The following is a 9,615-nucleotide window of genomic DNA, read 5'->3' as shown; positions in this document are numbered from 1 at the left end:
TCCCTCTTCCTTCTTCCTTCTTCCTTCTTCCTTCTTCCTTCTTCCTTCTTCCTTCTTCCTTCTTCCTTCTTCCTTCTGCTATATGTTGTTGAAAACCAAGCGCAAATCCAAGAAATCCAAACACAAGCACAGCGAAAAAACAACAGCGCTAAGCAAAAAAGAAGTAGCTGCACAAAAACGCAAAATTTCAGAAAAGCGCAATGAATTGGTGCAGGCGATCGCCATAAGCTGCTTAGTCACCGTTGCTCTCAGCATTCCCCTGTTTTTCGTAGCCGGTCCTAAGATTGCTATTGCAGGAGGCGCAGCCGCAGCCATCTTGCTGCTTTCCTACAAATACCCCCGTCAAGCTTTGTGGACTTTTCTAATTTACCTGCCTTTCAGCGGTACAATTACCTACGCAATTGGCGGCGGGAATGCTGCATTTCAAATAGCCAAAGATGCTTTCTACATACCAGCTCTCATCGCCCTAATTCAAAGCTGCAAAAAGAAACAGTTGCCCCTGTTCATTCCCAAACAAATGCTTTCTACCTTCAGCATCCTGTTGATGATGGCAATGCTGACTTTAATTTTTGTCAACGGGGAGATGCAGCTCAACCCTAGGGGGGGCGACAAACCAATTCTGCAAGGAATTCTCGGCTTAAAAGTATTGATAGGTTACATACCGCTGATTGCTTGTACCTATTATCTGCTCCGCACCAAGAAGGATTTGGTGTTTTTTAGTCGAATGCACATCGTTTTGGCGATCGTTTGCTGCCTTCTAGGTTTGATTCAGTACCTGTTGCTGCAAAGTGGAAAGTGTGCGGGAACCAGAGGCATGATCGGAGCAGAATTATATAAAGCAACGCTGGAAGCTAGATGTTTTGTCGGCGGTTCCTTGGTGTTCAGTCCAGAAGTCAAGTTTGTCCGCTTGCCGGGAACTTTTGTCGCGCCTTGGCAGTGGGCGTGGTTTTTAATTTCTAATGCTTTTTTAACCTTTGCCTCGGCCTTTTGCGATCCTTCATTCTGGTGGCGCGTTATCGGTTTATTTGGCATGGCATTAGTATTTGCCAATGCAGTTATTTCCGGTCAAAGAGCTGCTTTAGTTATGGTTCCCCTTGCTACAGCAATCCTCCTAGTTCTCACCGGTCAATTAGTTAATTTAAAACGATTTATTCCCATCGGTGCAGGACTGGCGATTCTGCTGTTTGTCGGTGCAGCTATTAACCCGGGAATTGTCGAGCAGCGGTGGGAGAGTTTTGTTAGTCGCTGGAATGCTGCACCGCCCCAGCAGTTTCTCTTTAATCAGTTCGAGCAGAGCAACAATTTTATCATTGACAAACCTCTCGGTAGAGGTGTGGGACGAGCAACTAATTCAACGCGAATATTTGGTGCCACGCAGCTAATTGAAACTTTCCAACCTAAGTTAATCTACGAACTCGGTTATCCGGGAATGATTAGTTTTCAGATCATGCTTTTACACTTAGCTTTTCTCACTTTTAGAGCTTACCGATCTGTCAAGGACAAAAGTTTGCGGAGTTACGGAGCTAGTTTTTGGGTGTTTGTTGCATTTATTACGATCAATACTCAATACTATCCGCTGGATGTAGATCCAGTGTCCGTGTATTATTGGGTTTTAGCTGGGGCGATTTTAAAGTTGCCCAAAATTGATAAACAGGTGCAGGATGAGAAACAGCAGGAAGTTGAGTCAAATGAATTGCAAGTTCACCAGCGATTAAATGAGAAAAAAATTATTGCATCTTCCCCAATTTGAGAAGAGTTTTGAGTGTTGAGTTTGGTGGATTCTTTCTTGTTCAGTAACCCGCTTTCGCTCCAAGGCGATGCAAAGATAGCCCGCCATTCTGGGTTTATCTGTGCTAAAACCACCCCTACAGCATATTTTTGCTCTTAATTTTACTGCGGTTGCCAAACCGGATTGCTAGCATTCAAATCTTTGTCGTTTGTCACTTTAGTCAATCTTGAACCGTCCCGATTAATTACATACAAGTTGCTTTTCTCGCCTTCGGTTTCATTATATATAAAAGCAATTTGCTGGCTGTCAGAAGACCAAGCTAATTGAGAAATTCCCGACGGTTTTAGCCGGGTAGCTAGTTGATTTAGCTGGTTCCCGTCAGCCTTGATTGTGTAGAGTTTTTGATTGTTGAACTCTCCGGCGACGAAAGCAATAAATTTGCCATCCGGGGACCACGAAATTTCGTCGTAGTTTCTGGGTTTTTGGGTGAGGTTCTTGGCTGTCCCCCGGTTAATGTCGAGCAGGTAAATATCTTGCTGTTCGCCTGATGAATCGCCAGGTTTATTGTAATAGTAAGCAATGCGACTGCTGTCGGGCGACCAAAACAGTTTGACGCTGTAAACCTCATTTTGCGGGTTGTTGGTCAATTTTTTGAGGTTGGTTCCATCGGCATTAATGGTGTAAATTTGCTCTTTGGGATCAGCGCCCGACAAGAAAGCAATTTTTGTGCGATCGGGCGACCAAAAAAGATCACTTCTGCCGGATATTATATCTTCGTCGGGGCTTTTAGTTAGTTTGGTCATTCCCGAACCGTCGGCATTCATTTTGTAGATATTTTTATCCTTGACAAATGCTACCTGCTGGCCGTCCGGCGAAAGGTAAAATTGTGATGAAATTTCTGTTTTAGGCGGATATCCTCCTACTTCCAAATTCCTAACTAATTTAGTTCCTTGGATGCCAGAAGTGTCGCTTGTATAAAGTGATTGACTGCCGGGAGTATCAGAGGTAAAACCGTTGCAAGAACGGGCAAAAAGAAGTTTCTGGCTGTTGGAAAACCAAGCTATTTCAAAATTAGCTGCTTTGCAACCAGCCTCAGCAAACTGTTTAGTTAGTCGAGAACCGTCAGCATTGACTGTATAGATGTCGCTGTATCCGCCAACGAAAGCCAGTCGCTGGCCGTTGGGCGACCACACTAGGGGAGCGATAACATCTATATTAGGTGTAAGTTCGCGGCGAGCCCAACTGGTAGCATTGACCGCAAATAAAGGGGATCTGTTCTCGCTGCCACGCATCTGGAGGGCGGTAAACGCTAGTATCCTTGGTTTTTGGGCTGCGGTTGGGGGAGGGCTGTGAAGGCTCAAAAACAAGCTGATTAAGAGTGTTAGTGAAAATAGGCCGATCGCACTTATCGGCCATAATTTATGGAAGCTGAAAAGTTGCAGAATTTGCCACAAGCTTTTCAGGGGCGGCCAAGATGCCCAACCCCTACTCCCCACACTCAACTGAAAATCTTGTGGAACAAGCTTTTGTGGAACGGGCATCTTGCCTGTTCCATATCGCAGAGGGAAATGCAAGTTAAAACGCATTTTATCGATTCCTCTGCTAATTTTCAAAGTGTTTGTCGGTCTATATGCCGCGACAGCCTCAAACTCTGTTTAATTCTGCCAATAATTAGCTCAAACATTTTTTTGCGGGACGGATTCTTGCTGCTGGGTGGCATCCCTAACTCGCAACACATCAAGTTCAAGTCAGTTGCACTCATTGCCAACAACTTTTGCCTCACCTCTTCTTCATTACCCTTCTTAGCTTGTAAACGAAGTTCTTCATAAACTTCTAGAACATTAGCCGCCGATAAATTAGCAGGTTTATTAACATCAGCACCCCTGGGAATATCCGAAGTTTTTGAGCCAGCAGAAATCACTCCCCGCTTGACTTGAGTCTCAAGCCGGGTTAATTTTCGAGCAACGTCCCGCAAGATTTCCTTAAGTTCGCCAATTTCCTCAACCAACCCCCCGCTTTCTTGTTCGGAAGCAGCCAAAATTTCTTTTTTACTCATTTCAGATACTCCTCACACTCGCGCCATAGTTTTTCAAATTCTCTAACTAATTCTCGCGGCAGTTCTCCCTCATTTATCGCCCGTTTTAGCCCGACGCTTTCCCGAATCGTCGATTCTAAAAATCTAACTTCTATGTTATTATCTTTTGATATCTCATCGCAAAGTCTCTTTACTTCTCTCATGTAAAACTGAACTTCATTGGTCAGCAATCCTCCATAGGTTTTAGCTCTATTCATAAAGACTGCTATCTTGGGAAACGGATAAGGCTCAATCCGTTTCTGGAGCGAGTTTAAAACTAAACTCAATCCCCTAGAACCAAAATAATCGGGATTGACGGGAATTAATATTAAGTCGCAGCAAGAGAGTACGCTGTAGGTGAGGAGACTGAAGGAAGGCGAACAGTCAAAAAGCATCACGTCGTATTTGGGGAGATTGGCAGAGTTGGCGATTTTGCCGATGAATCTGCGGATGAAGTCTTTAACACTTTTCCCCTCAAATCCATCGATATCCAACCAATACAATTCTTCAACTGAAGGGACAAAATGCAACTGTTCGTCAATCTGATAAATGGTGTCGAAACCAACGGGAAATTTAAAATTCTGTCCGGCTTTTTTAAAGACTTCTAGAGCGTCGTAAATTGTAAGCCTATGCTTGAGAGATTGTTCGTACCACTTACCAAACTTATCATCTAAATGACCTGTATTTTCGTTAAGTCCGATCGCCTCTGTGAGCGACATTTGCGGATCTAAGTCTAACATCAAGACTTCTAAGTCTGTTCCTTGGGATATAATATTTCCCAGACTCCAAGTGACGGTAGTCTTCCCGACACCGCCTTTGAAGTTGATTACGGCTATTGATTTAGGACTCATGGCTGGCTTTGTTTGGATTTTGCTCAAATATAAATTAAAACATATTGTGGCGGTTAGTCGATCGCGCGATCGTACATTAGGGTCACTAGGTGCAAATTTTTTTCTAACAAGGAAAGTTTGATATTATATCATTAACTAAGTAGAACAACTTAAACAAAACAGAAAACCCAGATACTCGATGGCTTTAAGAAATCGGGGATATAACAGAACATCATGTCACATCAACTAACTCATTCTTTACAACTGTAGCCTTTGCAACTCCCTACACGCATAACGGAGAGAAGGCAAAGTAATGCGATCGACTCCCTGATGACATATTTCTGTAGCCAATTTTTTGGCCGCTCTTTTAGCTAGTTCAATCCTCTCTTCTGCACTCATTTTTTTATCTTTATAATCAGTATTTTCATTACATTCTTGCCCTTCCATATTGTTATTAATGTAATAAAACCACGTTTCAATATTTCGGGCGGGCACAAAAATAGCCACTTTCTCATTAGGCAGTCGCGGATCTTTGTTTAAATTACCTGCTGTTTCGTCTAATGCTATATTTAAAGAACGCATTCGATCGTCCAAGCTATCTTCATCAGCATCAATCATCACTACTACAGCAATATTTCTGTACTTACGGCTTCTATAACTTTTAATCAGCTCTGGATAATGCTTGAGTATCAAAGCATTGTTATTTTTAATTGTTTTCCCTTTAGGATTGCCAAAGTCTTTAATTTTGCGATCGTCCAAGCTGCAGCAGATCAGATATTGTCTGATAAATCGCTCTTGGTCAATATCTTCACAGAGAATAGTTACTTCTGGTAAATCATCTCTACTCGTCATAAATCCATCCAAGTTCTATAAGCTTAGCAACTGATAAACCTTCTTCTTCAGTATCAGTAATTCGCCGCACGCGGACAGCTTCATTATCTCTTCGTTCAAACCAATAACCTGAATTGCTTGCTAAGTAATTAATTAATGAGGGGTGATGAGAAATTAACATTACTTGTGCTTGATTTTCCAGACAATAGTCCATCACCCTACCCCACCAAGGTTTTATTTCCGGTAAAGCTAGGAAATTTTCTGGTTCATCAATACACAAAGTAAAATTATCATCAGGAGAACAATATATTAAGGTGTATAGAGCAATTAAAGCTTTTTGACCATGTGATAATTCATTAAGCCTATAAGCAGCCTTGCTGGGACGGGTAAAAGATGCTGACAAAATCCTAACATCACCGGATTTAGAATTTTGAAATGAATCAAATCCTTGGATAATCTTTTGTAATTCCAGCGTTAATTTAAGGATTTTACCTTGATATTCTTGAGATAAATAGCTGTACCAAGCTGCATAATTTGACATATCCCAGTTAGGTGAACTTTCCTCCTTAAGACTTTCTGATTCCATTATATAAGGATTGATCTGTACAATAAAAAAGTTAGAAATCCGTTTTTTGAACCATGTAAGCTTTAGATTGTCAGGCCTCTCGTAAATAAAACCAATGCCAGAACGCGACCAATCAAAGAACGGCAAGAAAGCACCTTCGCGATCGGGCTCGTCATTATAGAGCCTAGCTTGACCTACAGGCATACCTCTATCCCCTGCATCAACCCAGAAATTAAACAGAGGTTGTCCGTCAAAAGTTAAGCTTTCTAGTCGCATTCTAGAAGGTGCATAGTCTCCTTGATGTTCGATCTCTAGGGTATATTTATAAATGCCACCATTTCCTTGAATATCCAATTCAAATTTTTGAATGTTTGATTTTTGCCATCTTGTTAAATCCTTGCTGGCAAACAAATCTGATACTTTATAATCTTGCTGGGAAGCTTGATCGCCTAAAATAAATTTCTGTAGTTTTCTTAAAACCTCGAAAACGGTAGTTTTGCCCGATCCATTTGAACCCAGAAAGAGATTTAAGCTATCTACTGTCAATTCAAAATTGACCAGGCATCTAAAATTATTTACATAAATTCTCTTCAGCATAATTTTTATTATTGATAAACGTTAGGATAATGAGCAATTTAAGGGCAGATTATAAATACATTCGTTCTCACACAAGACTTTGTACTTGCAAAGCCAAGCCAATTAGTTATTTTTATGTCTTGAAATTGGTTAACCGAAAGGCTTCTTTAACCAATTCTTAGTTAAGTTCAACGGTGGTTTTCATGGTTCCATCTGCTTAATTGCTTATCCAATTTAGATTTTCCTCATAATTACTGGGTTGTTTACAATTATTAATATTGCCTTTAAATACAGTTGGAAGTTGACACTAAGGACTGGCAAAATTGCCAGCCCTTAAGTTGTTTTAGCGTTTGACCAACTTCTTAGAAACCTTCCGCAGGCGAATAGATTTTGGCGTTACTTCCACCAATTCATCCTGACCGATGTACTCCAAAGCACGTTCCAAACTCATATCGACTGGCGCTTGCAATTGCGCCAATTCTTCCCCGCCAGATGCGCGGTGGTTTGTCAACTGCTTCGACTTGCAAATATTCAGCTCCATGTCTTCATCTCGGTTGTTTTCTCCGATAATCATCCCTCTGTAAACCTTGGTTCCGGGGGTAATGAAAAATACGCCGCGGTCTTCAGCATTTTTCAGTGAATAAGTAGTTGCAACTCCTTCTTCAAAGGAAATCAATACTCCGTTGCGACGGGCGATAATTTCTCCACCGAGGGGGCGATAGTCGAGGAAGCTGTGGTTCATAATTCCAGCGCCGCGAGTCAAGCGCATGAACTCGCCTCGGAATCCAATCAAACCGCGAGCGGGGACTGAAAATTCGATTTGGGTGCGGCCGGTGCTGCTGACGTGCATATCTTGCATTTCTGCTTTCCGCTGACCGAGGCGTTCGATGCAGCCGCCGACTGCTTCTTCGGGTACGTCTAACACCAAACATTCAAAGGGTTCGCAGGGACGACCGCCGACTTCGCGGAAGATTACTTGGGGCTGGGATACTTGGAATTCGTATCCTTCGCGACGCATATTTTCGATCAGGATTCCGAGGTGGAGTTCGCCACGGCCGGATACGAGGAATTTGTCGGGAGAGTCGGTTTCTTCGACGCGCAAGGCGACGTTGGTTTGGAGTTCTCGCATCAGCCGATCGCGAATTTGCCGAGATGTTACCAAACTTCCTTCTTGACCGCAGAACGGCGAATCGTTCACGGAGAAAGTCATCTGCAAAGTCGGTTCATCTACCTTGATTAAAGGCAGCGCTTGCGGGTCGTTCGGACAAGTAATTGTCTCGCCAATATACGCATCAGCAAAACCAGCAACGGCGACAAGATTACCAGCAGAAGATTCTGGGATATCAATCCGCTTCAGGCCTTCAAAGCCCATCAATTTGGTAATTTTTGATTTGACAAGCGCGCCGCTTTCGGTGATCAAGACTGCTTGTTGACCGATTCTAATCGTGCCGTTGTGGATGCGGCCGATGACGATCCGACCGACGTATTCTGAGTAATCTAAGGTGGTTACTTGCAGTTGTAGTGGCTTGTTGGGGTCGCCGACGGGGGGTGGTACGTGGTCGAGGATTTCTTCAAAGAGGGGCTTCATATCTACCCCTTCGTCTTCGAGGTGTTTTTTGGCGTAACCGCTTAAGCCGGAACCGAAGAGATAGGGAAATTCGCACTGATCGTCGTCAGCACCTAGTTCGAGGAACAGATCCAAAACTTTATCGACGGCTTTGTGGGGGTCTGCTCGATCGCGATCGATCTTATTCACAAAGACGATCGGGCGCAGTCCTTTTTCTAGGGCTTTTTTGAGCACGAACCGGGTTTGCGGCATCGGGCCTTCGTTAGCGTCTACGATCAGCAGACAGCCGTCAACCATGCCCAGAACTCGTTCGACTTCTCCGCCGAAGTCCGCGTGTCCGGGGGTATCGACGATGTTGATCAGGGTTTCTCCGTACCTGACGGCGGTGTTTTTGGAAAGGATGGTAATGCCACGTTCGCGCTCGATGTCGTTGGAGTCCATGACGCAATCTGGGATTTCTTCCCCTTCGCGGAAGATCCCGGACTGTCTGAGGAGAGCGTCCACAAGGGTGGTTTTGCCGTGATCGACGTGAGCAATGATGGCGACGTTGCGAATGGGAAGACTCATAATGCGTCTGGAACGTTAAACGGATCTAACTAAAGATTTCTTAATAATTGTAGCGCATGGAGTCAAGGGGCGATCGGGCGGGGCTGTAAGATTGGAGTGCGATCGTCGCTAGAATCAAGATTATGGAAGCGCAACCGAAAGAAATTGAGCGTTACACTACCCCTGACGGCAGAGTTCCTTTCGATCGGCGATGTTGAGTTGACCCAGGTGAAGAAGGTTGGATACGGGGCGATCGCCGGTATTAAGATGAGGGTGCAAGTACGATCGACTTTATGGAAGTACAACCCAGAGATATTCAGCGTTATATCAGAGTAGCACCAATCCGTAGTATTTCGGAGTAATCCGAGGTATTGCAGCTACTCCAGACCACTCAAAGCGAGTAATCGTTATCTCTAAGCGTTTAAGTTCACACCTTGGGATTCGCTAGTTCCAAGCTCTGTAAGTAGATTGTTAAACATCCGAGATTGGTTAGAGGAAGTGCAATCTGCATAGTACCGAGAAGATAACAGGGTTGAAGCAAACTTTACTTTTAGGAAACAACGCCAAAATGTTGAAACCCAATTTCGTTTTTGTAATTGATGCTAAAAAGAAACCGCTTACACCGTGTAAGCCTTCTATGGCGAGACGTTTATTATCGATGGGTAGAGCATCTGTTTTTAGAAAATATCCGTTCAGCATCATTCTCAAAAAAGAGGTTGCAGATATTCCTAAACCCGTCACAATTAAACTAGACCCCGGTTCTAAAACCACAGGGATTGCTCTTGTTCAAAACGACAAAGTAATCTTTGGTGCTGAGTTGACTCATCGCGGTCAAGCCATCAAAGCATCTTTAGAATCCCGTCGTTCTCTACGTCGGGGGAGGCGTTCTCGTCACAC

Annotated in this window: 9 protein-coding genes; 3 read left to right on the top strand and 6 right to left on the bottom strand. The window is 43.6% G+C overall.

Annotation, left to right across the window (positions count from 1 at the left end; translation table 11 throughout):
• Positions 1-82 precede the first annotated feature (82 nt).
• Entirely contained in the window at positions 83-1,750 is a 1,668-nt protein-coding gene (gene hpsL, locus QUB04_RS31755; RefSeq protein ID WP_333290649.1) for a hormogonium polysaccharide biosynthesis protein HpsL, read from the top strand.
• A gap of 140 nt (positions 1,751-1,890) precedes the next feature.
• On the opposite strand, the gene QUB04_RS31750 is transcribed toward hpsL, so the two are convergent.
• From QUB04_RS31750 to typA, 6 genes are all read right to left on the bottom strand, one after another.
• The gene (locus QUB04_RS31750; RefSeq protein WP_333290648.1) at positions 1,891-3,270 is read right to left on the bottom strand and encodes a DPP IV N-terminal domain-containing protein; all 1,380 of its coding nucleotides are present in this window, start codon (positions 3,268-3,270) and stop codon (positions 1,891-1,893) included.
• Between the two features lie 68 nt (positions 3,271-3,338).
• The gene (locus tag QUB04_RS31745; protein ID WP_333290647.1) at positions 3,339-3,785 is read right to left on the bottom strand and encodes a hypothetical protein; all 447 of its coding nucleotides are present in this window, start codon (positions 3,783-3,785) and stop codon (positions 3,339-3,341) included.
• Positions 3,782-4,654, bottom strand: a complete 873-nt coding sequence (locus QUB04_RS31740) for a ParA family protein (protein ID WP_333290646.1) — start codon at positions 4,652-4,654, stop codon at positions 3,782-3,784. The genes QUB04_RS31745 and QUB04_RS31740 overlap by 4 nt, the downstream gene beginning before the upstream one ends.
• Before the next feature lie 237 nt (positions 4,655-4,891).
• Positions 4,892-5,485, bottom strand: a complete 594-nt coding sequence (locus QUB04_RS31735; RefSeq protein WP_333290645.1) for a hypothetical protein — start codon at positions 5,483-5,485, stop codon at positions 4,892-4,894.
• Positions 5,475-6,626 carry an AAA family ATPase gene (locus QUB04_RS31730; protein WP_333290644.1) on the bottom strand — a complete coding sequence of 384 codons (1,152 nt, stop codon included), beginning with the start codon at positions 6,624-6,626 and terminating at the stop codon, positions 5,475-5,477. The genes QUB04_RS31735 and QUB04_RS31730 overlap by 11 nt, the downstream gene beginning before the upstream one ends.
• 322 nt (positions 6,627-6,948) lie before the next feature.
• The gene (gene typA, locus QUB04_RS31725; protein WP_190744161.1) at positions 6,949-8,739 is read right to left on the bottom strand and encodes a translational GTPase TypA; all 1,791 of its coding nucleotides are present in this window, start codon (positions 8,737-8,739) and stop codon (positions 6,949-6,951) included.
• Positions 8,740-8,883: 144 nt separating this feature from the next.
• On the opposite strand from typA, the gene QUB04_RS31720 reads away from it, so the two are divergent.
• Together QUB04_RS31720 and QUB04_RS31715 are read left to right on the top strand one after the other, a co-directional pair.
• Positions 8,884-9,054 carry a hypothetical protein gene (locus tag QUB04_RS31720; RefSeq protein WP_333290643.1) on the top strand — a complete coding sequence of 57 codons (171 nt, stop codon included), beginning with the start codon at positions 8,884-8,886 and terminating at the stop codon, positions 9,052-9,054.
• 232 nt (positions 9,055-9,286) lie between these two features.
• The coding region (locus QUB04_RS31715) for an RRXRR domain-containing protein (RefSeq protein ID WP_333290650.1) at positions 9,287-9,615 on the top strand (329 nt) is incomplete at its 3' end.

The organism is Microcoleus sp. D2_18a_B4 (assembly GCF_036702475.1).
Taxonomy (GTDB): domain Bacteria; phylum Cyanobacteriota; class Cyanobacteriia; order Cyanobacteriales; family Microcoleaceae; genus Microcoleus.
The sequence above is the reverse complement of the archived record's forward strand: the minus strand, read 5'-3'. Positions and strand labels throughout refer to the sequence as shown.